The sequence below is a fragment of the Salinimicrobium oceani genome, from assembly GCF_012037645.1.
On the sequence record NZ_JAAVJR010001363.1, the window covers coordinates 1 to 320 of the forward strand.

Genomic DNA, 320 nt, shown 5'->3' on the forward strand with positions numbered 1-320 from the left:
CATAGAACGCCCTGTAAGTGTTGCAGGCACCCTGCGGCGGAGTATAGTTGTTGCTCAATTTTGCTATTCGGCGAAGCAATTCTCCCGCATCTTCATGTTCAGTTTCCATCATTTTAATGGGATTGTCCACGGTACCAAAATGTGCTTCAGGAAGTTCTGTGCCCTCTTTTTTGGCTTTGACCATTTTCCTTACAAACGGGAACAGGATCAATTCCTCTTTTTTGCAGTGCGCGCTAAGTTCACCCGCTACTTCTTTTACCAGTTCTTCGATCTCAAGTAATTCTGTGTAGTGATGACCATGTACCTGGGCTACTCTGGCT

1 protein-coding gene is annotated in these 320 nt (G+C 45.6%); it reads right to left on the reverse strand.

The window, feature by feature from the left end; all coding sequences use genetic code 11:
• The coding region (locus HC175_RS22215; protein ID WP_209310203.1) for a hemerythrin domain-containing protein at positions 1–320 on the reverse strand (320 nt) is incomplete at both ends.